The organism is Pseudoclavibacter sp. RFBG4, assembly GCF_002931515.1.
Lineage (GTDB): Bacteria > Actinomycetota > Actinomycetes > Actinomycetales > Microbacteriaceae > Pseudoclavibacter.
This window is the reverse complement of record NZ_PSYC01000020.1, coordinates 77,776-101,808: the sequence shown is the minus strand read 5'-3', so window position 1 is coordinate 101,808 and position 24,033 is coordinate 77,776. Positions and strand designations below refer to the sequence as shown.

Below are 24,033 nucleotides of genomic sequence, written 5' to 3'. Positions count from 1 at the left end.
CAGCTTCAGGGACGCGCTGCACCATCCCAGGAGGGCGGGTACCGGCTGGGCCAATCGATCTCGCGCTCGAGCTGCAGCGACAGCCGAAGGAGCGTCGCCTCGTCGCCCGGCCGACCGATGGCCTGCACCCCCGCCGGCAGGCCGTTCGCGAACCCGACGGGCATGGTGATGGCAGGCAGCCCGGTGACGTTCACGTAGGACGTGTACGGCGTGTACTGGCACTGCTGCTCGAAGTTTCGCTCCCCGTCGCCCGCGTCGAACCAGCCGAGCGGCCGAGGCGTCATCGCGAGCGTCGGTGTCAGGACGACGTCGACGTCCGAGTACTGGCTGATGATCGAGCGCTCGAACGCGGCGAGCGACGCGAGCGACGCGGCCAGCTCCGCGGCCCCCTTCGTCCGTCCGACGCCGACGAGCCACCGCGTGAGTGGTTCCAGGGCCTCCAGCGCGGGCCCTTCCAGGGGGATCGTCGAGGCGCCGGCCTGCCACACCGTCCGGAACGCGTCGAAGTAGTCGGGCGCGTCCGTCGGCGTGACCGGGACGAGCTCGTGTCCGAGGCGCGAGAGCTGCTCCTTGGCGGCGTCGAAGACCGCGGCGACCTCATCGTCGAGCGCGATCTTGTACTCGGTGGACCACGGCGACCAGCAGTTGAAGCCGATCCGCAGCTTCCGAACAGGCTCGTCAAGAGCGTCGAGGTAGGAACGCTCCCCCGCTGGTGCCGTGAGGGCGCTCCGGTCGGCCTGGCTGCCGTCCCCGCGCCGGGCGATCATCCCGTCGAGCAGGAGCGCCGCATCCGCCGTGCTCCTCGCGATGGGGCCCGAGACGGGCAGCCCCGCGAGAGAGCCGACGCCAGACCCGTCCGGTACTCGGCCCCGGCTCGGCTTGAGACCGACCAGACCGCAGGCGGAAGCCGGGATGCGGATGGACCCGCCGCCGTCCGACCCCGGCGCGAACGGAAGCAGGCCGGCAGCGACAGCTGCCGCCGCACCTCCCGAGGAGCCGCCAGCCCCGAGCCCGGCACCCCACGGAGTGACTGCTGGCGGGGCCACGGCGTTCTCGGTGTAGGCGGGGAGACCGAACTCGGGCGTGTTCGTCTTCCCCAGGCTGATGCCGCCGGCCGCGTCCATGGTCTCGACCAGCGGAGAGCTCTCCTCCGGCACATAGCCGGCGAAGGCGCGAGAGCCGAAGGAGGTCGGCACGTCGGCGCGCGGTTCGAGGTCTTTGTCAGCGAAGGGCATCCCCCAGAGCGGAGCCTGGTGCCGGTCTCCGCGGCGAGACGCGGATGAGGGTTCCCGCTCGAGCGCTCGAGCGCGCTCCAGCGCGCGATCCGCGGTGACGGTGATGAAGGCTCCGGCGGCACCCCCATCCGCTTCCAGACGTGCCAGGTAGGCGCTCGTGAGCGCCACCGGCGAGAGCTCGCCGCTCGCGAGCAGCTGCCTCTGCCTGACGGCGCCGAGGTTATGCAGCTCTTGACTCATGATGTGCCTCTCTGAAGCTCGTGTCGGATGGTGCTCGGTCTGGCGCAGCTAGAACAGGGGTGGCTGCGTGGCGCCCTGGGGCGTCTCGACGACCCGCCAGTCGACCGGATCCGCACCCTGCTGCCGCAGCAGCTCGTTGGTCCGCGAGAACGGACGGGAGCCGAAGAAGCCGCGGGACGCGGAGAGCGGGCTGGGGTGCGCGCTCACGATGGTCGGGGTCTCGCCCAGCAGCGGGGCGAGGGCCTGCGCGTCCTTGCCCCAGAGGATCGCAACGAGCGGTCGCTGGCGGGCCACGAGCGCCTCGATCGCCAGATCCGTGACCGACTGCCAGCCGAGGGCGCGGTGCGAGCCGGCCGCACCGGCACCGACCGTCAGGACACGGTTCAGGAGGAGGACCCCCTGCTCGCTCCAGCGCGAGAGATCGCCGGTGGTGGCCGCTTCGATGCCCAGGTCGTCGTGCAGCTCCCGGTAGATGTTCGCGAGGCTTCGAGGGAGCGGCCGGACGTGGCCATCGGTGGCGAAGGACAGTCCGATGGGATGGCCGGGCGTCGGATACGGGTCCTGGCCCACGATCAGGACCCGGACGTCGTCGAGTGGGGCCTCGAATGCCCGAAGGATGTGCTCAGGAGCCGGCAGGAAGCCGCGGCCAGCATCCTCCTCCAACTTCAGCCGCTCCGCGATCTCCTCCAGGCGGCCGGCAGCAGGCTCGAGCGCCCGAGCCCACCCGGGGTCGAGCCGATGCAGATCGCCGAGCCCGCGCAGCTCCGTCATTCCGAGGCTCGGCTGGAGGAGACCGTGACGCCGCCCTCCCCCGCGGTCAGCTGCCAGACGCTCCCTGACCCGAGGATCTCCAGCGCGCCCTCACCGACCTTGAGGACGGTGTCCTCGTCGACGGCGAGGATGCGCTCCGCGAGTCCCGCTTCGATGCTCGCCGCGCACAGCGCGACGAGACCCCACTGAGCGGCGTGCGCCTCGATGGTCAGATCGACCAGCCCGAGGCCGGCCTCGAACGTCACCTCGTCGAGTCCCTCGCCGGATTCCTCCGGGGCAACCGGCACCCCGCCGATGCGCCACCCGCCGATGATGGCCTCGTCCGCGGCGATGGCGGCGCCAGCCGAGTAGCCGAGGTAGGAGACGCCCTCGGCCACCAGGCGGCGGATATCGGTCGCGAGCGGCGCCAGTGCGGCGAGATACGCGGGGGTGTGGCCCCCGCTGACGAGGATGCCGTGGGCCGTCGAGAAGCTGGCGAGATCGATCTCGTCGAGCGGTTCACCGCCCGCGGTGCTCCGGGCGAGCACGGGAGTCGCCAGGACGCCAGGGTCGACCGATCGGAGTCGGTCCGCGAACCAGTCCGCGACGGGCTCGGGGTTCTCCCCGACCGCGATGACGGCGATGACGGGCGTCGCTCCGGCGGCGCGGCTTCGAGCCTCGCCCGCGAGCTGGGCGAGTGCTAGCTCGACCCCTGGCCCGTCTCCGCCGCCTACCAGGAAGATGCTCACTCGCCGGCCTCCTTGCTGGCGCCCTTCATGACGAGGGGGCCGCGGTGCAGCTGGAACTGCTCCCGCTGCGCCACCGGACGCACGACGAGCTCGTCGACGTTGACGTGACCGGGAAGCTGGAGCGCGAGCTGGATCGTCGCCGCGATGTCCTCCGCGGTGAGCGGATGATCGACGCCCTCGTAGAGCTTGTCGGCCGATGCCCCGTCGCCCCGCATCCGCTTGAGCGTGAACTCCTCCGTGTGCACCATCCCCGGAGCGATGTCGATGACCCGGATGGGCTCACCGCCGAGCTCGAGGCGCAGCACCCCGATCATCGCCGCCTCCGCGGCCTTCGTCGCGACGTAGCCGCCACCGCCCTGGTAGATGACGCGTCCGGCAGTGGAGGTGACCGTGACGATGTCCGCGTGCGGGAACTCGTCCGTGCTGCTCGCGGCTGATGCACGCAGCAGCGGCAGGAACGCCGTGATGACGCGCTTCGTGCCGAGGACGTTGAGCTCGAACATCAGCTGCCAGTCGGCGATGCTGCTCTCCTCGACGCTCTCGGTGCCGAACGCTCCCCCGGCGACGTTGACCAGGGCCTCGACCTCTCCGAGCCGGCTCGCGGTGTCTCGGAGCTCGGCCACGAAGGCGTCATCGGTGATGTCCCCCGCCAGCACCTCCGCGCCGGTCTCGGCGGCGAGCTCCTCGAGCCGGTCGGCACGGCGGGCAGTCGCGAGCACCACCCTGCCCTCTGCGCGCAACGACCTGACCGTCGACCGGCCGATCCCGCTGCTCGCTCCCGTCACTACGACAACACGCGTTCTCTGTTCTACAGGCATGCCTCCATCGTGGCATGCGGCCGCGCGCCGCGCCTGGCACGCGTGACGATTTGTGTCCCGCTCCGTTGCCCGCGCCAGCGCCCACTGCCACACTCGGTGCCACCCGACTGTCCAGTCGGGTCGCGGCCGACACGGAGGCTACCCATGACCCAGAGCTTCGAGACCAGGCAGATCCACGCAGGCTCTGCCCCCGACCCCACGACCAACGCGGTCGTCACCCCGATCTACCAGACGACCTCGTACGTGTTCGATGACGCACAGCACGCGGCCGATCTCTTCTCCCTCTCGCGCGCCGGGAACATCTACACGCGCATCACGAACCCCACGACTGCGGTGCTCGAGGCGCGCATCGCCGACCTCGAAGGCGGCAGCGGGGCGCTCGCGCTCGCCTCCGGCCAGGCGGCGGAGACGTTCGCGATCCTGAACATCGCGGGAGCCGGCGACCACATCGTGTCCTCGACGTCCATCTACGGCGGCACGTTCAACCTCTTCAAGTACACGTTCGCGAAGCTCGGCATCGACGTCACCTTCGTCGAGGACCAGAACAACCCGGACGCCTGGCGTGCAGCGGCGAAGGACAACACGAAGCTGTTCTTCGGCGAGACGATCGGCAACCCGGCCGTCAACATCCTCGACATCGAGACGGTCGCCACGGTCGCCCACGAGGTCGGCGTGCCCCTCATCGTCGACAACACCATCGCCACCCCCTTCCTCATCCGGCCCTTCGAGCACGGGGCCGACATCGTCGTCCACTCCGCGACGAAGTTCCTCGGCGGCCACGGGGCCGTGATCGGCGGCGTCATCGTCGACGGCGGCACCTTCCCCTGGGATGAGCACAAGGACCGCTTCCCTGGCCTGTCCGAGCCCGACCCGAGCTACGACGGCCTCAGCTACACGGGTGCCCTCGGCAACGCCAATGCGTTCCACACCAAGGCCCGCGTGCAGCTGCTGCGCGACATCGGCGCATCCATCGCGCCCGCTTCGTCCTGGCAGATCCTGCAGGGCGTCGAGACGCTGAGCCTCCGCATGGAGCGCCACGTCTCCAACGCGACCGCGATCGCGTCGTGGCTCCAGGGCCACGCCGAGGTGCAGAACGTCAACTACGCGGGCCTCGAGACGAGCCCCTGGAATGCCCTGGCGAAGCGCTACGCACCGAACGGCGCAGGTGCCATCCTGTCGTTCGAGCTCCGCGGCGGCGTCGAAGCTGGCCGCAAGCTCGTCGAGCGCGTGCAGCTCTTCAGCCACCTCGCGAACATCGGCGACGTGCGCAGCCTCATCGTCCACCCGCCGTCGACGACGCACTCGCAGCTCACCCCAGAGCAGCTCCTCGCATCCGGCATCAACCCCGGACTCGTGCGCCTCTCGGTCGGCCTCGAGAACGTCGACGACCTCATCGCGGACCTCTCGCAGGCCCTCGACTCGCTTCGCGCCTAGGCGCGGGGTAGCCGCTAGCCTGGCGCTGATGGACTGGACAGATCACGGCATCTCGCCGCCGAGCGGCAGAATTCCGAACGACGAATTGCGGGCGGTCTCGCTGAGGCCGCCCGCCTCGGGCGCGTGGCGCGACGGCGACGACGTCGGCCACCGCCAGTTCGCCTGGCTCGGGGCGTTCAGCCCCGAGCACGGCGGCGAGCTCCCGCTCATCCGGCTCGCCTACGAGACGTGGGGCACGCTCAACGCCGACCGCTCGAACGCGATCCTCGTGCTCCACGCGCTCACCGGCGACTCGCACGTGGAGGGGCCGCTCGGGCCCGGGCATCCGACCGCGGGCTGGTGGCCGGGCATCGTCGGTCCCGGGGCGCCTCTCGACACGGACCGCTACTTCGTGATCGCCCCCAACATGCTCGGCGGATGCCAGGGCTCGACGGGACCGGCGAGCCTCGATGCTCGCGGGAACGCGTACGGATCCTCCTTCCCGGTGCTCACGATCCGCGACCAGGTGCGAGCGCAGGCGCTGCTCGCGGATGAACTCGGCATCGCCTCGTTCGCGGCCGTCATCGGCGGCTCCATGGGCGGCATGCACGCGCTCGAGTGGGGCATCATGTACCCCGACCGCACACAGCGGCTCGTCGTGATGAGTGCCCCCGCGGCGTCCGACGCGCAGACCATCGCGCAGAACACCCTGCAGATCGATGCCATCAGGCTCGATCCGAACTTCAACGGCGGCGACTACGCGGACGAGCCCGCCGGCTTCGGGCCGCACCGCGGCCTCGCCCTCGCCCGGCGCCTCGCCATGCTCAACTACCGGTCGGGCACCGAGCTCGACGACCGCTTCGGACGCAGCTGGCAGTCCAACCTCAGCCCGGAGCAGGACGAAGGGCGCTACGCCGTCGAGTCCTACCTCGACTTCCACGGCAACCGCTTCACGCGTCGCTTCGACGCCAACAGCTACATCACGCTGCTGACGGCCATGAGCTCGCACAACGTCGGCCGCGACCGCGGAGGCCTCGATGCTGCGCTCGCGCGCGTCACCGCATCCACCATGGTCATCGGCATCTCGACGGACGTGCTCTTCCCGCCCGAGACGCAGCACCGCATCGCCGCAGGCGTGCAGAACAGCTACTCAGGCGACAGAGCCGTCACGATCAGGTCGAACTTCGGCCACGACGGGTTCCTGCTCGAGATCCACCACGTCGGCGACGCCATCCGCTCCATGCTCGCGAACGGCTGAGCTCGCCGAGGTGCGAGCCCCCGAGCTGTCGCTCGGAACTCCGCGCACGGCCCGCCTGCTGCGCGGCCACATCGCCCAGAGCGCCCAGACGAGCAGCACGACCAGCAGCCCGTTGCGACCCGCGAGGAGCGCGACGCCGGCGGAGTGGGCGTCGGTCACGAAGTTGTAGTTGCCTGGATAGATGATCTGCGTGAGCCAGGCGATGCAGAGGGCGATTCCGGCTGGCAGCGCGAAGCGCCTGATGTCGACGATGAGCCCGAACACGATGACCGGCGCGAGCCACGTGATGAACTGCGGCGAGCCGACCTTGTTGAAGACGATGAACGAGAGCACCAGCGCGAGCGATAGGGCTGGGAACAGGCGCGTGAACGGCATGCCGCGACGTTTGGAGATAAGTGCGAGCAGCACCACGCCGAGCACGGCCAGGCCCAGCACCGGCGTGAGCAGAGCGCTCACGAACTCCGTGCCGGGACCGTCGACCTGGAAGGTCAGGATCTCCATCGAGTAGTAGGCGTCGTAGCCAGGCACCTGCATCGACGCGAGCCACATGGGCACGGTCGCGGCGACCGCCTCGACCTGCAGCCCTCGCCCCGTCTGCTCGGTCACGAAGGAGAACACGTTCGACCCGCCACCGAGCGCGAGGGCGGGGATGAGCACGGCAGCGCAAACGACGACGGCACCCGCAACGAGCCAGAGCCGGTGGCGCAGCACGATGAAGGCCGCCGCGAACACGGCAGCTGGCCAGATCTTCAGCCACGCGCCGAACGTGAGCAGGGCTCCCGCGATCTCGGGACGACGCCGAAGCGCCAGCAGCGCGAGGATCGCGATCGGCACGCTCACCGCATCGATGCGGCCGAGCGCCACCGGTCCGAGCAGGGCCATGAGCACGAGCCACCACCAGGCGGCGATCTGCCGCAGCCTGGCGTCGCGAGACGAGGGACGCCAGAGCGTCAGTGCCGCGAACGCGACGGCGTTGCCGGCCGCGACCACCAGCAGCCAGCCCAAGCCGTAGTTCGCCTGCCCCCCGACCGCGTCCGCCACCAGCATCGGCAGGAGCGAGGGCAGCGGGTACACGAAGGTCGTATCGATGCCGGGCACCTGCCCCAGCTGGGCCTGGTCGACCCACCCGCGGTAGACCTGGAACACGTCGCCCATTGGGTTCGAGAGCGAGTAGAGGTTAACGAGGATCAGCACGTAGTGGACGCCCGCGAAGGCAAGCCAGAGCGTCACGATCGAGAGAGGGCCCGGCCAGTGACGGGCGATCCACGACGAAGTCATGCGGGACAAGCTACCCCAGGTCAGGCGCGCAGCTTGGACGCCACGAGCGCTCCGACGAGGCGCGGCAACGCGGCAGTCGCGTCGCTCGCCCTGATCGGCGCACCAGGACCGAACCTCGTGAGCTCGTCGATGGGGGAAAGCAGCGCGGAAGCCGCCTCCGAGTTTCCTGCGTTCAGCTGCGACGCGAGCCAGCCGGCTCGCGCGTGCAGCCAGACGGCCGCCGCCGCGAGGTGCTGCGGCTCCGGCTGCTCGGCCACGTCGCGCTTCGAGGCGACGGCGCTCAGCGCACCCATGGCCCCGGCCAGCACATCGCCGGTCCCAGCCGTGGCGAGCCACGCTCCAGGAGCATCCACGACGATCGTCGGACCGTCCCCCGCGATGTAGGTGCGGTGCCCCTTGAGCACGAGCGTGCAGCCGAGACGATCGGTCACGAGGCGAACGGCCTGCTCCGGCTCCTTGATGACGTCAGTGGCATGCACCTCGGTGTCCTCGAGCTTCGTGATGAGGGCGGCGAGCTCGGCCGCGTGGGGCGTCAGGATGCATCGGCGCACGTGGTGGCCTCCCAGCACGCGCTTGGCGATCTGCCCGAGCGCGCCGGAGTCGGCGATGACCGTCGCGTCGAGCTCCCGGGCCCGGTCGAGCGCTTCACGCGCCTCGCTGGTGCGCCGCACGTCCTTCGGATCCACTCCGGACCCGACGACAAGCGCATCGAACGACGCGAGATCGGCGACGACCTCCGGACTCTGCCACAGCACCGCCTTGGTCTCCGCCTCGCCCCCGGCGTAGCGCACCATCCCGATCCCGGTCGCGAGGGCTGCCCTCGTCCCCAGGACGGCGGCGCCCGGGTAGTGCGTGGAGCCCGTCACGAACGCCGTGACACCCCGGCGGTACTTGTGGTCGTCCTCGCGCGGCGCGAAGACGCTGGCCGCGGCATCCTGAGCATCGAATTCCCTCACCCGGCCATACTGGTCGCTCTTCGACGACACGCCAAGTCGCCACCGCGCTCCGGCGAGGAGACCGGCGATCAGTGGCGAGCAGTCGCGTCCCGGATCTCGCCGACGAGCTCCTCGATGATGTCCTCGAGGAACAGCACGCCGAGCGTATTGCCCTCTCGGTCGAGGACCCGCGCCAGGTGGCTCCCGGTGCGCCGCATCGTGGCGAGCGCGTCCTCGAGGTCGGCCTCGTCGTGCATCGAGTCGAGCGAGCGGATGCGCTTGACCGGGATGGGCTGGTCGAACTCGTCCGGCTTGTCGAGGTCGAGCACGTCCTTCAGGTGCACGTAGCCGGAGAATTCGCCCTCCTCGTCCAGGATGATGTAGCGCGAGTACCCGTGCTCGGAGACCGCGCGCTGCAGCATCTCCGGCGTCGCGTCCGGCGGCAGCACCACGAGCTGCTCGCCCGCGATCGCGACCGCGGCGACCTTCTTCGCCGTGAACTCGAAGGTGTTCGAGAGCGTGCCGGCACGATCCATGAGCACCCCCTCGCGCTTGGACTGCTCGACGATGCCCGCGACCTCGTCGAAGGTGAACGCACTCGTCGTCTCGGCCTTCGGCTCGACGCCGAACAGGCGCAGCGTCGTGTTGGCGATGCCGTTCAGCGCGCAGATGACCGGTGCGAAGAGCCGCGAGAAGAACACGAGCGGCGGGGCGAGCAGGAGCGCCGCGCGGTCAGGCACCGAGAAGGAGATGTTCTTCGGGACCATCTCGCCGAGCACGACGTGCAGGTACGAGACGACGATGAGCGCGATGACGAACGCGATCGTCGAGATCATCTCCTCGCCGAGCCCCGTCGCGGAGAGCGGGATCTCGAGCAGGTGATGCAGCGCCGGTTCCGAGACGTTGAGGATCAGCAGCGAGCAGACGGTGATGCCGAGCTGGCTCGTCGCGAGCATGCCGGTCGCGTGCTCCATCGCATAGAGCGTCTGCTGGGCGGCCTTGCTGCCGCGCTCGGCTCGGGGCTCGATCTGCGATCGCTTCGCGGAGATGACGGCGAACTCCGCGCCGACGAAGAAGGCGTTCGCGGCGAGGAGGACCACGAGCCAGGCGAGTCCAGACCAGTACTCAGCCACGGTTCTCCTTCTCGGCGTGCTTGTCGGCGAGGCGCTGCATGAGCGCCTCCCTCGACTCGTACGACTCGTTCGGTGTGAACGCGACGCGATCGACCCGGCGACCCTCCATCCGCTCGACGCGGAACGTGCCGACGGGAACCTGCACCTCGTCGCCGACCGCGGGGATGCGCTCCAGCGCGTTCATCATGAAGCCAGCGACGGTCTCGAAGGGCCCGTCGTCGTCGAGCTCGATGTTCAGGCGGTCCCGAACCTCGTCCGGCCGGAGCATCCCGTCGAACGTGGTGCGGCCCTTGGCGCGCACGACGTCGAGATGCGCTCGGTCGTGCTCGTCGACGAGCTCGCCGACGATCTCCTCCACGAGATCCTCGAGGGTGACGACTCCGTTCGTGCCGCCGTACTCGTCGAGGACGACTGCGAGCTGGAATCCGCCCGAGCGGAGCTCCGCGAGCAGAGCATCGAGCCCCAGCGTCTCCGGCACGAGCAGCGCATCCGTCTTGATCGCGCCGACCGGCACGGAACGGCGGCGGTCGAGCGGCAGCGAGACGGCGTTCTTCAGGTGTGCGACGCCGACGATCTCGTCGATGTCCTCACCGGTCACCGGGAATCGGGAGTGGCCCGTCGACTTCGCGAGGTCGATGAGGTCCTGGACCGGCGCGTCGACCGCGATCGACTGCACACGCGGCCTGGGCGTCATGACGTCCGCCGCGATGTGGTCGGAGAATCGCAGCGTGCGACTCAAGAGCACCGCCCGCTCCCCTTCGAGCAGCCCGACGAGCGCGGAGCGGCGAACGAGACTCGAGAGCTCCTCCGCCGTGCGGGCGCCGGAGAGCTCCTCCTTTGGCTCGATGCCGAGAGCCCGGATGAGGCCGTTGGCGCTTCCGTTGAGCACCGCGACGGCGGGCCGGAAGACGGTCGTGAACGCGACCTGCAGCGGGATGAGGAACTTCGCCGTCGCGCGCGGCACGGCCAGCGCGAAGTTCTTCGGGATCAGCTCTCCCATGACCATCGAGAGCCCCGTGGCGATCACGATCGCGAGCACGGCGCCGACGGGGCGCACGGCGTCCTCCGGCAGCCCCACGGCGCCGAGCGGCGACGAGAGCAGCGACGAGATGGCCGGCTCCATCGTGTAGCCGGTGAGGAGGGTCGTCAGCGTGATGCCGAGCTGCGCGCTCGAGAGGTGCGTCGACGTGTGCTTGAGCGCGTTGATGGTCGGGGTGAGGCGCTTCTCCCCGCGTTCCCGACGCTTCTCGAGGTCGTTGCGGTCGAGGTTGACGAGCGCGAACTCCGACCCGACGAAGACGCCGGTCCCCACGGTCAAAAGGACGCCGATGCCGAGCATGACCCACTCGTTCACGAACCCTCACCCCTCGATACGGGGACGGTTCGGGGATGCCGAGCCGGAGAGGAGGAAACGCTCAGCGCAGGCAGAGCTGCGGCGCGTGAGGGTGCGGATCGCGGAGGATGGTCATCGTCCATAGTTGCCACGAAGTATAGCGAAGACCACCCTCACGCGACCGCGACTACCAGGACACCGGGAGGGCCTTGCCCTCTTCGTAGCCGGCGGCCGACTGGATGCCGACCTTCGCGCGCTGGCGGAACTCGGGCAGCGAGTCGGCGCCCGCGTAGGTGAAGGACGAGCGAACGCCCGTCGTGATCATGTCGATCAGGTCGTCGAGACCTGGACGCTTCGGGTCGAGCATGATCTTCGAGGACGAGATCCCTTCCGCGAAGAGCAGCTTGCGGGCGCGCTCGTAGGGCTCGAGGTCGCCGAACCGAGCCTCGACGGCCTTGGTCGACGCCATGCCGAACGACTCCTTGAACCAATTGCCCGACTCGTCCGTCCGCACCGTGCCAGGCGCTTCGACGGTGCCGGCGAACCACGAGCCGATCATGACGGCGGAGCCTCCCGCGGCGAGCGCGAGCGCGACGTCGCGCGGGTAGCGCACTCCCCCATCCGCCCAGACGCGTGCCCCGAGCGCGTGCGCCGTCTCCGAGGTCTCCAGCACGGCCGAGAACTGCGGACGCCCCACGGCCGTCATCATGCGGGTCGTGCACATCGCACCCGGTCCGACGCCGACCTTGATGATGCTCGCCCCGGCCGACACGAGGTCGTGGACTCCGCTTCCGCTCACCACGTTCCCGGCGACGATGGGAACGCCGAGCTCCGCGCCGCGGACCGCCTCGATGGCGCGCAGCATGCTCCCCTGGTGGCCGTGCGCCGTGTCGAGCACGAGGACGTCGGCACCGGCTTCCACGAGTGCCCGAGCACGCTCGAGCGCGTTGCGCGACACGCCGACGGCGACCGCGACACGCAGGCGTCCCTGCGAATCGAGCGCAGGGCGGTAGATCGTGCTGCGGAGGGCGCCGCCCGAGGTGACCGTCGCGACCTCGCCGGCCTCGGTCCGGACCGGGGCGAAGTTCGACCCGGTCTCGGCGAACGAGTTGAAGACCGCGCGCGAGTCGCGCGCGAGCGAGACGGGGATCTCGTCGACGAAGTGGTGGCTGAGGTCGGCGAGCACGGCGTCGCTCGGGACACGCGCGAGGGTCGAGGCCTGCAGGACTCCCAGCACGTCTCCGGTGGGATCGAGTACCGAGACGCCGAAGCCGGCCACCGGCGGCACGAGCTCGAGCACGTCGCCGACCGTCGCCTCGCCCTTCGCCGTGAACGGAGTGTCCAGCACCGGATCCTGCGACTTCACCCAGCGGATGGCGGCTTGCAGCTCCTCCAGAGACATGTCCTGGGGAAGGACTCCGAGCCCGCCGCGGCGCGCTATGGCGGCTGCCATGCGGGGCCCGGTGACCGCGTTCATGTTCGAGGCGACCAGCGGAATCGTCATGCCGGTCCCGTCGTCCGGGGCGAGCGAGACGTTGAGTCTCGAGCCCACGTCGGAACGACTCGGAATGAGGAACACATCGGAGTAGGTGAGCTCGTGGTGAGGGGCAGGACCAGAGAAGTGCATGGCCTCCAGATTACTTTGCGGAGCCCCCTCCTCACCCCACTTTCGCACAGAGCGCTCGCCAAGGGCGTTAGGCTTGTCACTCGATGGGGTCGCCGCCCAGATTCGGCGCGTCCCGCATCACTAGACGAACGCGAGACGAACTCAGGTGGCGAGTCATTTGACCAGTGCGGGTACAGACGAAGCAAAGTCCGATTTCGGAGCCAATGACTGGCTCGTCGAGGAGATGTACGAAAAGTACGTCAAGGACCCGAAGAGCGTAGACGAGGCCTGGTGGCCGACGCTCGAGCAGTACGCGAAGCAGCAGGGCGCTGCTCCCGCGAAGACGGCGCCAGCGGCTCAGCCCGCCAAGGCGGCTCCGGCTCCCGCGGCCGAGGCGAAGAAGCCAGCGGCCGACGGTGAGGCTCGCAAGCAGGCGAAGACGACTGCAGCAGCCCCTCAGGAGAAGCTCATCCCAGCGGATGCACCCGCCGCTGACAAGGAGAAGGCCCCGTCGCGCGAGAACATCGTGTCGCCGCTCAAGGGCATGGCGAAGGCCATCGCCAAGAACATGGACATCTCGCTGCAGGTGCCGACGGCCACGAGCTACCGCGAGATCCCCGCGAAGCTCATGATCGACAACCGCATCGTGATCAACAACCACCTCCGGCGGACCCGCGGTGGCAAGGTCTCGTTCACGCACCTCATCGGCTGGGCGCTCGTGAAGGCGCTCATCAAGTTCCCGAGCATGAACGTCTACTACGACGAGATCGACGGCAAGCCATCCGCCATCGAGCCAGCGCACGTCAACCTCGGCATCGCGATCGACGTGCCGAAGCCCGACGGAACCCGCGCCCTGGTCGTGCCGAGCATCAAGCAGGCCGAGACCCTCAACTTCCGCGAGTTCCTCGGAGCGTACGAGGAGCTCATCAAGCGCGGACGCCAGAACAAGCTCAGCGGAGACGACTACGCGGGCACCACCATCTCGCTCACGAACCCCGGCGGCATGGGAACACTGCAGTCCGTCCCGAGGCTCATGAAGGGGCAGGGCGCCATCATCGGTGCCGGCGCCCTCGACTACCCGGCTCCCTACCAGGGCATGGCGCAGCACGTCCTCGACGACCTCGCCATCTCGAAGCGCCTCACCATCTCGAGCACCTACGACCACCGGGTCATCCAGGGCGCCGGCTCCGGCGAGTTCCTCAAGATCGTGCACGAGCACCTCACGGGCAAGCACAACTTCTACGAGGAGATCTTCGCCTCGCTGCGCATCCCGTACAAGCCCGTCGTGTGGTCCCAGGACGTGCACGTCGACCTCGCCGCCTCCATCAACAAGACGGCCCGCGTGCAGCAGCTCATCAACATGTACCGCGTCCGCGGCCACATGATGGCGGACATCGACCCGCTGCAGTACGTGCAGCGCACGCACCCCGACCTCGAGATCGAGAATCACGGACTCACGTTCTGGGACCTCGAGCGCGAGTTCGTCGCGGACGGCTTCGGCGGCAGCCAGCGGATGCTCAAGCTCCGCGACATCCTCGGCATCCTGCGCGACTCCTACTGCCGCACGATCGGCATCGAGTACATGCACATCCAGGACCCGGAGCAGCGCGCCTGGTTCCAGGACGAGCTGGAGCACCCGTACACGAAGCCCACGCACGAAGAGCAGATGCGCATCCTCAACAAGCTCAACGAGGCTGAGGCGTTCGAGACCTTCCTGCAGACGAAGTACGTCGGCCAGAAGCGCTTCTCGCTCGAGGGATCCGAGTCGGTCATCTCGCTGCTCGACACGATCATCCAGGGTGCAGCGGAGGAAGACCTCGACGAGGTCGCCATCGGCATGGCCCACCGTGGTCGCCTCAATGTCCTCACGAACATCGCGGGGAAGACCTACGGGCAGATCTTCCGCGAGTTCGAGGGCGTGCAGTCCAGTTCCGGACGCGGCAACTCCGGCGACGTGAAGTACCACCTCGGCATCGAGGGAACCTTCACGGCGGCATCCGGCGCGACCATCCCCGTCTACCTCGCCGCCAACCCCTCGCACCTCGAGGCCGTGAACGGCGTGCTCGAGGGCATCGTGCGCGGCAAGATCGACCGCAAGTCCGACGGCCGCGACGCCGTGCTGCCGATCCTCATCCACGGTGACGCGGCGATGGCCGGCCAGGGTGTCGTCTACGAGACGATGCAGATGTCGCAGCTCCGCGCCTACCGCACGGGTGGCACGATCCACGTGAACATCAACAACCAGGTCGGCTTCACGACCACCCCGCGCGACGCCCGCTCGTCGATGTACTCGACCGACGTCGCGAAGGCCATCTCGGCTCCCGTCTTCCACGTGAACGGCGACGACCCCGAATCGGTGGCTCGCGTCGCCGAGCTCGCGTTCGCCTACCGCCAGCGCTTCAAGCGCGATGTCGTCATCGACCTCATCTCGTACCGTCGCCGTGGCCACAACGAGGGCGACGACCCGTCGATGACGCAGCCGCTCATGTACAACCTCATCGAGGCGAAGCGCTCCGTCCGCAAGCTCTACGCGGAGGCCCTCGTCGGCCGTGGTGACATCACACAGGACGAGTTCGACGCGGCGCAGAAGGACTTCCACGACCGCCTCGAGCGCGCCTTCGCGGAGACCCACCAGGCGCAGACGCAGTCGACGCCCATCTCCGCGGCCGAGCTCTCGGCCGTCGGCTCTCGCGAGGAGAACCACCGCTCCGAGCCGGACTCGACCGCCGTCGCACGCGAGGTCGTCGAGATCATCGGCGACGCGCACGGGAACCCGCCAGAGGGCTTCTCGGTGCACACCAAGCTCAAGGCGGTGCTCTCCAAGCGGGAGCAGATGAGCCGAGACGGTGGCATCGACTGGGCATTCGGCGAGCTCCTCGCGCTCGGCTCGCTCCTCATGGAGGGCACGCCGGTGCGCATGTCGGGCCAGGACTCGCGTCGCGGCACGTTCGTGCAGCGCCACGCGCTCTTCCACGATCGCCTCAACGGCCAGAACTGGCTGCCGCTGTCGAACCTCAGCGACAACCAGGCACCGATCTCGATCTACGACTCTTTCCTCAGCGAGTACGCGGTGCTGGGCTTCGAGTACGGATACTCGGTCGAGCGACCAGACGCGCTCGTGCTCTGGGAAGCGCAGTTCGGTGACTTCGTCAACGGCGCGCAGACCATCATCGACGAGTTCATCTCGGCGTCCGAGCAGAAGTGGAACCAGCGCTCGAGCGTCGTGCTGCTGCTCCCCCACGGCTACGAGGGCCAGGGCCCCGACCACTCGTCGGCCCGCATCGAGCGCTTCCTGACGCTCGCCGCGGAAGAGAACATGACGGTCGCGATGCCGTCGACGCCGGCGTCGCACTTCCACCTGCTGCGCCGCCAGGCGTACGCGCGTCCCCGCAAGCCGCTCGTGATCTTCACGCCGAAGTCGATGCTGCGTCTTCGCAGCGCAGTCTCGCCGGTCGAGGACTTCACGAACGGCTCGTTCCGCCCCGTCCTCGACGACGAGCGGATCACGGACAAGGCGGCCGTGCGCCGCGTCGTGCTGCACGCTGGCAAGCTGCACTACGACCTGCGCGCGGAGCTCGACAAGCGCGAGGACACGAGCGTCGCGCTCGTGCGTCTCGAGCAGTTCTACCCGATGCCAGGCGAAGAGATCAACCGCCTCCTCGCCGAGTACCCGAACGCGGAGATCGTCTACGCGCAGGACGAGCCGGAGAACCAGGGAGCGTGGCCGTTCATCCGCACGCATCTCGCCCCCATGCTCGAAGGGCGCACGATCCGAGCCGTCACACGACCGGAGTCCTCGGCGCCTTCCGTGGGCACCATGAAGGCTCACCAGCGCCAGCAGGCTGAGCTCATCGAAGGCGTTCTCGCCGAGTAGGCTGCGCGCCTCGTCTGCACGACGAAGACGCCCGCTCCGAGCAATCGAGCGGGCGTCTTCGTCGTGTGCGTGTATTTGCGCGTGTGCGGCTAACGACCGGTGAGGAGCGCCACGGCGTCGTCGAGGTACGCGGCGAGCGCGCTCGAGCTGCCGGCGCCGAGACCCGCCTGGGCGCCGGGCACGGCACCCCAGTGCAGCACGACTTCGCCGCCGACGACCTCCAGCCCAGGGTGCGCGTCGACACCCAGGCCGTCGGAGAGCTGGATCGGCGTCGCGCCGTAGTTGACGGTCTCGCCCACCTCGAAACCCGAGCGCAGCGCGGCCAGCTGGACGCGGCGGCGCTCGGCGGCGAGAGCCGACTGCTCGCTGTAGTGGTCGGGCTGCTTGGCGACGCGAATGACCGAACCGACCCGGTACAGCCCGCCTTGGTGGTCCAGCAGCAACTCGCGCAGGCGCCAGACGCTGGACACGCGTCGCATGACGGGCCCCCGACGGATCCCGAGCACCGGACGGCGCTCGACGAGCTCGCCGAGCGTCTCACGCCTGGCAGCCCGCGCGTCCAGTTCAGCTGCCACTTCGCGGACGCGCTCCGACAGGGCGCGCCAGGCGTCATCGTTCGGGTCCGCAGTCATCTGCAGCGCGGGCGTCTCGGTGCTGCTCGGCTCAGTTCGCGACGGGCGTGCCGTGCGAACGCTGGATACTGCGGAGCTGGTCGAGCACGTGCAGCCGCAGTTCCTCCGGAGCGCGTTCCTTGCAGGCTCGCTGCACGACCTCCATGAGCGAGCGGTTCACGTGCAGCTCGCTCTCGCAGTCCTTGCAGTGCTCGAGGTGCTCGCGAATGTCGCTCGCATCCGTACTCGCGAGCTCGTTGCGCAGGTACTCCTCGAGGGCGTCCTTCGCTTTCTCGCAACCGCAATCGGTCATTTCTTGCTCCCTGTTTCCTGCTCGTCCCCGTCCAAGGGCGGAATGATGCCGTTCTCCCTCGCGTAGCCGGTGAGGCGATCGCGAAGCAGACGCCTGCCGCGGTGGAGCCGCGACATGACGGTGCCGACGGGGGTCTTCATGATGTCTGCGATCTCCTTGTAGGAGAAGCCCTCCACATCCGCGAGGAAGACCGCGAGGCGGAAGTCCTCCGGGATCGCCTGGAGGGCGTCCTTCACCGTCGAATCGGGAAGGTGGTCGATCGCCTCGGCCTCAGCCGACCGCGACGACGTCTGCGCGGTCGCCGACTCGGCGCCGCCCAGCTGCCAGTCCTCGAGGTCCTCCAACGCATTCGCGTACGGTTCCCGCTGCTTCTTGCGGTACGAGTTGATGAAGAGGTTCGTGAGGATGCGGTACAGCCACGCCTTGAGGTTCGTGCCCTGCTCGAAGCGAGCGAACGCGACGAAGGCCTTCACGAAGGTCTCCTGCACGAGATCCTGCGCATCCGCGGGGTTCCGAGTCATGCGCATGGCCGCCGCGTACAACTGGTCGATGTACTGCAGCGCCTGCTCCTCGAACAGCTGCCGGAGTTCGTCCTGGTCTGGGGTCGCCTGAGGCGACTTCTGCTCACTCATTACGCGTGAGTGTACTGCCGTGCGCCGCTCAGCGGCTTGACGCCTCGGCGGCGCGAGCGTTGTCGGCAAGGGCTGCCCTCCTCTTCGATGTCGGGTGGAAACGCATTTCCGGGTGGTGCGCGCGTGTGTGGCGGTATCGTTGTCAACCAATGGAGATCTTTGGCTATTCCGGACCACGCTTTGACCTGTACCGAGATGACGAGGGCAGCGAGCCGCTGACCCTCGGCGACGGTCCGTGGGAGGCTCCGACGGCGACTTCGCCGATCGACGCGCGCCTGCAGATCCCCGGGTCGAAGAGCCTCACGAATCGCGAGCTCGTGCTCTCGGCGCTTGCGGAGGGGCCATCGAAGCTCCGGCATCCGCTCTGGGCCAGGGACACGGAGCTCATGATCGACGCGCTTCGGCAGCTCGGCACCCAGATCACCGAGGTGCCAGGCGACGGGCGGTTCGGGAACGATCTCGAGATCACGCCCGGTGAGCTCGAAGGCGGCGTCTCGATCGACTGTGGTCTCGCGGGCACGGTCATGCGGTTCGTTCCCCCGCTCGCATCCCTCGCGCTCGGCCCGGTGGCTTTCGACGGCGATGAGGCCGCACGCCGACGCCCGATGAAGGGCACGGTGGATGCGCTCAAGGCGCTCGGCGTGGAAGTGCGCGACGACGGCAGGGGCGGCCTGCCCTTCTCGCTCTACGGCACCGGCGAGGTCGCCGGCGGCGAGATCACGATCGACGCGGGAGCCTCCAGCCAGTTCGTTTCCGGACTGCTCATGGCGGGCGCGCGCTTCACGGACGGGCTCACGCTCATCCACTCCGGCGACCGGGTTCCGAGCCAGCCGCACATCGACATGACGCTGGCGGCGCTGCGCGAGCGCGGCGTCGACATCGACGACTCGACGCCAGGCACCTGGCGTGCCGAGCCAGGCACCATCGACGGGCGCGAGCTGACGATCGAGCCGGACCTCTCCAACGCAGAGCCGTTCCTGATCGCCGCGATCGTCGCCGGCGGCAGCGTCTCGATCGAGGACTGGCCGGAGTCGACCACGCAGGTCGGTTCGCACCTCCAGCATCTCCTCCCCTTGTTCGGCGCGCGCATCTCGGTCGAGGACGGCGTGCTCACCTGCTCGGTCGAGCGCGGCATCGCCGAGGGAGCCGAGGTGCCAGGTGTCGACCTGGATCTCTCCGAGGCCGGAGAGCTCGCCCCGAACCTCGCAGCGCTGTGCGGGCTGTGCACGACCACGAGCCGCATCACGGGAATCGCGCACCTCCGCGGTCACGAGACCGACCGGGTCGCGGCCATCGCGGCGGAGCTGCGCGGCATCGGCTGCGAGGTCACGGAGCTCGAAGACGGCCTCGAGATCGTTCCAGGAGCGCGCACGGCGCACGAATGGCGAAGCTACGAGGACCACCGCATGGCCACGTCGGGCGCCATCGTGGGTCTCGCCATCGCGGGAGTCACAGTCGACGACATCCACGCGACGAACAAGACCCTGCCCCAGTTCGTGCAGCTCTGGCAGGACATGCTCGACCAAGGCACCCACAGCGACCCGGATGAGGGCGAGGACGACGGCAGCGTCGACCTCGCGGCCTTCGCCATCTGACCGTGTCCCGCTCACTCGGCGATGCGTTCGACGCCTACGGCGACTGGGACGAGGAGGACATCCGTGTCCGTCCGAACCCCAAGGCGAACAAGCCCAGGTCGAAGCAGCGCCCGAAGCACAGCGATGCGGTGACGGGGCGCGTCGTCACCGTCGACCGTGGCCGCTACACGGTGCTCCTCGACGAGGGGACGCCAGAGGAACGCACGGTCACCGCCGCGAAGGCGCGAGAGATCGGCCGCACGGCGATCGTGACGGGCGACCTCGTCGACCTCGTCGGCGACACGACCGGCGACACCGGCAGCCTCTCCCGCATCGTCCGCATCTGCGAGCGCAAGACGCTGCTCCGACGCAGCGCCGACGATACCGATCAGGTGGAGCGCGTCATCGTCGCGAATGCCGATCAGATGCTCATCGTCGCCGCGACGGCCCAGCCCGAGCCGCGGCCTCGACTCATCGACCGCTACCTCGTCGCTGCGCTCGACGCCGGCATCCAACCGCTCCTCGTGCTGACGAAGACCGACGTGGCGCCGGCGGATGAGCTCCGTGCGCTCGTCGAGCCCCTCGGCGTGAAGGTCTTCGAGTCGCGTCCCGGCGGAGAACCCATCGACGAGCTCCGCGCAGCCCTCAGCGGGCACACGACCGTGGCCGTCGGCCACTCCGGCGTCGGCAAGTCGACCCTCGTCAACGCCCTCGTGCCTGGCACGCTTCGAGAGACGGGTGTCGTGAACGCGGTCACCGGTCGTGGTCGGCACACGTCCTCTTCCACGCTCGCGGTCCGCGTCGAGGACTCGGACGGGCACACGGGCTGGATCATCGACACCCCTGGCGTCCGTTCCTTCGGCCTCGGACACGTGAACCGCGACAACGTGCTGCAGGGCTTCACCGAGCTCTCCGCGATCGCCGAGGAATGCCCTCGAGGCTGCACGCACCGGGCCGACGCCCCGGACTGCGCGCTCGACGACGCCGTGCGCGACGGGGAGCTCGACGAGGCGGGAATCGCCAGGCTCGACTCTTTGCGACGGCTGTTCCTCTCCCTCGATCAGGCGGCGGACACCGCCTACTGATCACCGGGCTGGCCTAGGCTGAGCTGGTGGCCACCGAACTCCTGCATCCGCTCTCCTCCGACCTTCGCCTCGCGAGAGAGCTCGCCGACATCGCCGACGCGATCTCGATGAAGCACTTCAACTCTCGCTCGCTCGGGGTGTACGAGAAAGAGGACCGCACGCCGGTGACGGACGCGGACCGCGCTGTCGAGCAGGCGCTGCGCTCGCGTCTCGCGGAGACCCGCCCGAGCGACGCCATCCTGGGCGAGGAGTACGGCTCGCACGGCACCTCCCGCCGACAGTGGATCATCGACCCGATCGACGGCACGGCGAACTTCATGCGCGGAATCCCGATCTGGGCGACGCTCATCTCCCTCGTCATCGATGGCGTCCCCGAGGTGGGCGTCGTCTCGGCACCTGGCCTCAACCGCCGGTGGTGGGGCGCGACAGGCCAGGGCGCTTACCTCGATGACGACCTCAGCGACAGCGACGTCGCGACGGACCGGCGCATCCAGGTGAGCGCCGTCGACGAGCTCGAACGCGCCTCCATCAGTTACAACAGCCTCAAGGGCTGGGACGAAGCAGGGCGTTCAGCGCAGCTGCTGGAGTTCAGCCGTGCCGTGTGGCGCACGCGCGCGGTCGGCGAGGTCTGGTCGTACATGCTGGTCGCCGAAGGCGCGATGGAGGTCGCCGGCGAGTTCGATCTCCAGCCGTACGACATGGCCGCGATCGTGCCGATCGTCGTCGAAGCCGGCGGCACGTTCACGAGCATGGATGGCGAGGAGGGGCCGTGGCACGGGAGCGCCCTCGCCACGAATGGGCTCCTGCACGAGCAGGCGCTCAAGGCGCTCGCCGCGCGCTGATCTCGGCCCGCTGATCTCGGCCCGCTGATCTCCGCCCGGGTCCCGGCCCGCGCGGTTCACTCCCCGGCTGGCTGAGCGCGCTGGCGTCTGCGGTGGCCGACGAGGTCGATGATGGCGACCACGAGCGTGATGCAGGACAGGCCGATGACGACGATGAGCCCGCCCGCGACGGACGCCTTGTACGCCTCCTGCACCACGGGCGAGCTCGTGTCCGGGCCCGTCCCCGCGACCTGCAGTGCCGCGACGCCAGCGAAGAAGACGGAGCTGCCGATCGCGAGCCCCATCGCGTTCCCGAGGCGCTGACCGACCTGCGCGAACGAGCCTGCGATGCCGGCCTGCTCGACGGGAACGTGCAGCAGCATCCGCATCTGGTTCGCCCCCATGACGAGCCCCGCCCCCGCTCCGGAGATGATGAGGGCGGCGCTCACCAGGTACGGCGAGAGCTCCGGTTCAGCCAGTTGGGTGACAACGAGCACCACGGCGTAGCCCACCGCGAAGAGGGCGACGCCGACAGCGACGAGCGTCGCACCGTGGTGGAACGTCCACTTGCCCGACACCGCGGCGACCACGGCGGACGTGAGGGCGTATGGCACCGAGACTGCTCCGACCAGCACGGCCGGATGTCCGAGTCCCTGCTGGAGGAATAGCGTCACGAGCAGGAAGCCGACCGGCATGGCCGCGAAGAAGAGCGTCGTGATGAGCACCCCGTAGCGATACGAGGGCGTGCGGAAGAGCGCGAAGTCGACGACGGGGGTCTTGCCGAGACGGAGGTAGCGCCGTTCCCAGAGGATGAAGCCGACGAAGAGGGCGACCGCCGGTGCGAGCAGCCACCACCGTGCGGGGTTGTCGCTGTCGCGTCCCGAGGTGAGGACGAAGGGCAGCATCGTCGTGAGCACGGCCAGGCCCAGAAGGGCGACGCCGAAGAGGTCGAGGGTCTGCCCTCGGGCGACCTCCTGCTTCGAGGGCAGGAGCCGCCAGGCGAAGGGGAGCACGATGAGCGCAAGGGGAACGTTCATCGCGAAGGTCCAGCGCCAGCCCGCCTCTTCCCCGAGGAGGCCGATGAGCAGCCCGCCGATGGTCGGCCCGAACGCCGTGCCGAGGCCCACGATGGCGCCGAAGATGCCGAAGGCCCTGCCTCGCTCCTGCCCCGTGAAGAGCTGCTGGATGAGTCCGAGCACCTGGGGCATGAGGATGCCGGCCGCGAATCCCTGCAGGATGCGCCCGCCGATGAGCATCTCCGTCGTGACGCTCAGCGCGCACACGAGCGAGGCGAGTCCGAACGCGACGAGGCCGATGAGGAACAGGCGCTTGCGATTCCAGAGGTCGCCGAGCCTGCCCGAGGGGACGAGGAGGATGCCGAACGCGAGAACGTAGCCGGCCACGATGAGCTGCACGTCGGATGAGGCGGCCCCGAGGGTGTGCTCGATCGGCCCGAGGGTCACGTTGACCTTGGCGAGGTCCAGGATCGTGAGGACCGCAACCGCCGCGCACACGGCGAAGGCTGGCCAGCGCGATGCCTCCTGCGTGGATGGCGACGACGCGGACGACGGTGAGGTCGCATCGAGCTGTTCGTCTGACCGCTGCTTGGGGGAAGTCGCGTCTCGTGGCATATGGAGCACATGCTACGCCGCTCTCGGGAACCGCATGGGCCGCTTCGCCGGTCGGGGCCTCAGTGGTGATCTTCGGGAATGCGGCAATAGACTGGTCCAGTCGCGACTCCGGGAGCGGCATGGAGCTCTGGACCACGTACACCCCCACGAGGAGCAACGATGCGAACCGCCGCCGTACGAAGCGCCGCAGGCGCGTCCCTTGGGCTCAGCGCCCTCCTCCTGCTCAGCGGATGCACGCTGGTCACGACCCTCGCGGGTGGCGGCTCGGACCCGGTGGTGACGACCTCGTCCACCGCAGAGGCGACGGAGTCGTCGACGACCACGCCGACGGAGAGCGAGACCGCCACGCCAACGCCGACGGCGGTCGCAGGGACGATGACCGGCATCGAAGATCTTCAGGTGGGCGACTGCTTCGACCTCGAGTCCGGTGCCGACGACGCCGAGCTGTTCCCGAACTGCGACTCGCTGCACACCTTCGAGGCGTACCACACGGAAGACATGCAGGGTGGAGCTGACTTCCCGGGCGACGCCGCGGTGGACACAGCCCTCCAGGACATCTGCTCGGCAGCCTTCACCGGATTCATCGGCGCCGAGCCCTTCCTGACGAGCTGGAACTACACCGGCATCGTCCCCAGCGCGGAGTCGTGGGGTGGCGGCGACCGCGAGGTCCTCTGCATCGTGACTCCCGTAGACGGCCAGCCGACGGCTGGCACGGCAGCGGGCTCAGCCAGCTAGCCTGGGAGC

The 24,033-nt window shown here is 69.0% G+C and carries 20 protein-coding genes; 7 read left to right on the top strand and 13 right to left on the bottom strand.

Annotation, left to right across the window (positions count from 1 at the left end):
- Positions 1-5: 5 nt before the first annotated feature.
- The 4 genes from C5E10_RS05555 to C5E10_RS05540 are packed head-to-tail and all read right to left on the bottom strand — an operon-like array spanning position 6 to position 3,792.
- The gene (locus C5E10_RS05555) at positions 6-1,475 is read right to left on the bottom strand and encodes an amidase (protein WP_104330795.1); all 1,470 of its coding nucleotides are present in this window, start codon (positions 1,473-1,475) and stop codon (positions 6-8) included.
- Positions 1,476-1,523: 48 nt separating this feature from the next.
- Positions 1,524-2,246: a uracil-DNA glycosylase gene (locus C5E10_RS05550; protein ID WP_104330794.1), complete on the bottom strand. Its 723-nt coding sequence runs from the start codon at positions 2,244-2,246 to the stop codon at positions 1,524-1,526.
- On the bottom strand, positions 2,243-2,974 hold the full coding sequence (locus C5E10_RS05545) for a Type 1 glutamine amidotransferase-like domain-containing protein (protein WP_104330793.1): 732 nt from the start codon (positions 2,972-2,974) through the stop codon (positions 2,243-2,245). The genes C5E10_RS05550 and C5E10_RS05545 overlap by 4 nt, the downstream gene beginning before the upstream one ends.
- Positions 2,971-3,792 carry an SDR family oxidoreductase gene (locus C5E10_RS05540; RefSeq protein ID WP_104330792.1) on the bottom strand — a complete coding sequence of 274 codons (822 nt, stop codon included), beginning with the start codon at positions 3,790-3,792 and terminating at the stop codon, positions 2,971-2,973. Before C5E10_RS05540 ends, C5E10_RS05545 begins: the two co-directional genes overlap by 4 nt.
- A gap of 144 nt (positions 3,793-3,936) precedes the next feature.
- Here C5E10_RS05540 and C5E10_RS05535 point away from each other — a divergent pair, with 144 nt between their 5' ends.
- Entirely contained in the window at positions 3,937-5,226 is a 1,290-nt protein-coding gene (locus C5E10_RS05535; RefSeq protein WP_104241521.1) for a bifunctional o-acetylhomoserine/o-acetylserine sulfhydrylase, read from the top strand.
- A gap of 28 nt (positions 5,227-5,254) precedes the next feature.
- Positions 5,255-6,463, top strand: a complete 1,209-nt coding sequence (locus C5E10_RS05530) for a homoserine O-acetyltransferase (protein WP_104241522.1) — start codon at positions 5,255-5,257, stop codon at positions 6,461-6,463.
- Here the strand turns inward: C5E10_RS05530 and C5E10_RS05525 are convergent.
- The 5 genes from C5E10_RS05525 to C5E10_RS05505 form a co-directional block, all read right to left on the bottom strand.
- Positions 6,356-7,741: a glycosyltransferase 87 family protein gene (locus C5E10_RS05525; RefSeq protein ID WP_104330791.1), complete on the bottom strand. Its 1,386-nt coding sequence runs from the start codon at positions 7,739-7,741 to the stop codon at positions 6,356-6,358. The two genes, C5E10_RS05530 and C5E10_RS05525, sit on opposite strands and share 108 nt — an antisense overlap.
- Positions 7,742-7,761: 20 nt before the next feature.
- On the bottom strand, positions 7,762-8,697 hold the full coding sequence (locus C5E10_RS05520; RefSeq protein ID WP_181062656.1) for an ADP/ATP-dependent (S)-NAD(P)H-hydrate dehydratase: 936 nt from the start codon (positions 8,695-8,697) through the stop codon (positions 7,762-7,764).
- A gap of 68 nt (positions 8,698-8,765) precedes the next feature.
- Positions 8,766-9,809, bottom strand: a complete 1,044-nt coding sequence (locus C5E10_RS05515; RefSeq protein WP_104330789.1) for a hemolysin family protein — start codon at positions 9,807-9,809, stop codon at positions 8,766-8,768.
- Positions 9,802-11,148: a hemolysin family protein gene (locus tag C5E10_RS05510; RefSeq protein WP_104242103.1), complete on the bottom strand. Its 1,347-nt coding sequence runs from the start codon at positions 11,146-11,148 to the stop codon at positions 9,802-9,804. Before C5E10_RS05510 ends, C5E10_RS05515 begins: the two co-directional genes overlap by 8 nt.
- Before the next feature lie 181 nt (positions 11,149-11,329).
- On the bottom strand, positions 11,330-12,769 hold the full coding sequence (locus tag C5E10_RS05505) for a GuaB1 family IMP dehydrogenase-related protein (RefSeq protein ID WP_104330788.1): 1,440 nt from the start codon (positions 12,767-12,769) through the stop codon (positions 11,330-11,332).
- 145 nt (positions 12,770-12,914) lie between these two features.
- Between C5E10_RS05505 and C5E10_RS05500 the strand changes: the two genes are divergently transcribed.
- Positions 12,915-16,622, top strand: coding sequence for a multifunctional oxoglutarate decarboxylase/oxoglutarate dehydrogenase thiamine pyrophosphate-binding subunit/dihydrolipoyllysine-residue succinyltransferase subunit (locus C5E10_RS05500; RefSeq protein WP_104330787.1), 3,708 nt, complete (start codon positions 12,915-12,917; stop codon positions 16,620-16,622).
- A gap of 89 nt (positions 16,623-16,711) precedes the next feature.
- On the opposite strand, the gene C5E10_RS05495 is transcribed toward C5E10_RS05500, so the two are convergent.
- The 3 genes from C5E10_RS05495 to C5E10_RS05485 are packed head-to-tail and all read right to left on the bottom strand — an operon-like array spanning position 16,712 to position 18,178.
- Positions 16,712-17,254, bottom strand: coding sequence for a hypothetical protein (locus C5E10_RS05495; RefSeq protein WP_104330786.1), 543 nt, complete (start codon positions 17,252-17,254; stop codon positions 16,712-16,714).
- A 31-nt stretch (positions 17,255-17,285) separates the two neighbouring features.
- A complete protein-coding gene (locus C5E10_RS05490; protein WP_104330785.1) occupies positions 17,286-17,546 on the bottom strand; it encodes a zf-HC2 domain-containing protein in 261 nt (86 codons plus the stop codon).
- Positions 17,543-18,178, bottom strand: a complete 636-nt coding sequence (locus tag C5E10_RS05485) for a sigma-70 family RNA polymerase sigma factor (protein WP_104241530.1) — start codon at positions 18,176-18,178, stop codon at positions 17,543-17,545. The genes C5E10_RS05490 and C5E10_RS05485 overlap by 4 nt, the downstream gene beginning before the upstream one ends.
- A 149-nt stretch (positions 18,179-18,327) precedes the next feature.
- Here C5E10_RS05485 and aroA point away from each other — a divergent pair, with 149 nt between their 5' ends.
- The 3 genes from aroA to C5E10_RS05470 are packed head-to-tail and all read left to right on the top strand — an operon-like array spanning position 18,328 to position 21,679.
- The gene (aroA, locus tag C5E10_RS05480; protein ID WP_104330784.1) at positions 18,328-19,773 is read left to right on the top strand and encodes a 3-phosphoshikimate 1-carboxyvinyltransferase; all 1,446 of its coding nucleotides are present in this window, start codon (positions 18,328-18,330) and stop codon (positions 19,771-19,773) included.
- Positions 19,774-19,775: 2 nt separating this feature from the next.
- Positions 19,776-20,837, top strand: coding sequence for a ribosome small subunit-dependent GTPase A (rsgA, locus tag C5E10_RS05475; protein ID WP_104330783.1), 1,062 nt, complete (start codon positions 19,776-19,778; stop codon positions 20,835-20,837).
- Positions 20,838-20,863: 26 nt separating this feature from the next.
- Positions 20,864-21,679, top strand: coding sequence for an inositol monophosphatase family protein (locus tag C5E10_RS05470; protein WP_104298600.1), 816 nt, complete (start codon positions 20,864-20,866; stop codon positions 21,677-21,679).
- 56 nt (positions 21,680-21,735) lie between these two features.
- Here C5E10_RS05470 and C5E10_RS05465 read toward each other — a convergent pair whose 3' ends face one another.
- Positions 21,736-23,289 carry an MFS transporter gene (locus C5E10_RS05465; protein ID WP_104330782.1) on the bottom strand — a complete coding sequence of 518 codons (1,554 nt, stop codon included), beginning with the start codon at positions 23,287-23,289 and terminating at the stop codon, positions 21,736-21,738.
- 159 nt (positions 23,290-23,448) lie between these two features.
- Between C5E10_RS05465 and C5E10_RS05460 the strand changes: the two genes are divergently transcribed.
- A complete protein-coding gene (locus C5E10_RS05460; protein ID WP_104330781.1) occupies positions 23,449-24,024 on the top strand; it encodes a septum formation family protein in 576 nt (191 codons plus the stop codon).
- Positions 24,025-24,033: the final 9 nt, after the last annotated feature.